1 rRNA gene is annotated in these 531 nt (G+C 52.4%); it reads right to left on the bottom strand.

The features are described from left to right. Positions 1-531: ribosomal RNA gene (locus IQQ51_RS01715) — 16S ribosomal RNA — on the bottom strand; the annotation flags it as partial.

Below are 531 nucleotides of genomic sequence, written 5' to 3'. Positions count from 1 at the left end.
TTCTCTGGATGTCAAGAGTAGGTAAGGTTCTTCGCGTTGCATCGAATTAAACCACATGCTCCACCGCTTGTGCGGGCCCCCGTCAATTCATTTGAGTTTTAATCTTGCGACCGTACTCCCCAGGCGGTCTACTTAACGCGTTAGCTCCGAAAGCCACGGCTCAAGGCCACAACCTCCAAGTAGACATCGTTTACGGCGTGGACTACCAGGGTATCTAATCCTGTTTGCTCCCCACGCTTTCGCATCTGAGTGTCAGTATCTGTCCAGGGGGCCGCCTTCGCCACTGGTATTCCTTCAGATCTCTACGCATTTCACCGCTACACCTGAAATTCTACCCCCCTCTACAGTACTCTAGTTCACCAGTTTCAAATGCAGTTCCGAGGTTGAGCCCCGGGCTTTCACATCTGACTTAATGAACCACCTGCATGCGCTTTACGCCCAGTAATTCCGATTAACGCTCGCACCCTCCGTATTACCGCGGCTGCTGGCACGGAGTTAGCCGGTGCTTCTTCTGTTGCTAACGTCAAGAGA

Source organism: Vibrio sp. OPT18, assembly GCF_015163615.1.
In the GTDB taxonomy this organism is placed as follows: domain Bacteria; phylum Pseudomonadota; class Gammaproteobacteria; order Enterobacterales; family Vibrionaceae; genus Vibrio; species Vibrio coralliirubri.
The sequence above is the reverse complement of the archived record's forward strand: the minus strand, read 5'-3'. Positions and strand labels throughout refer to the sequence as shown.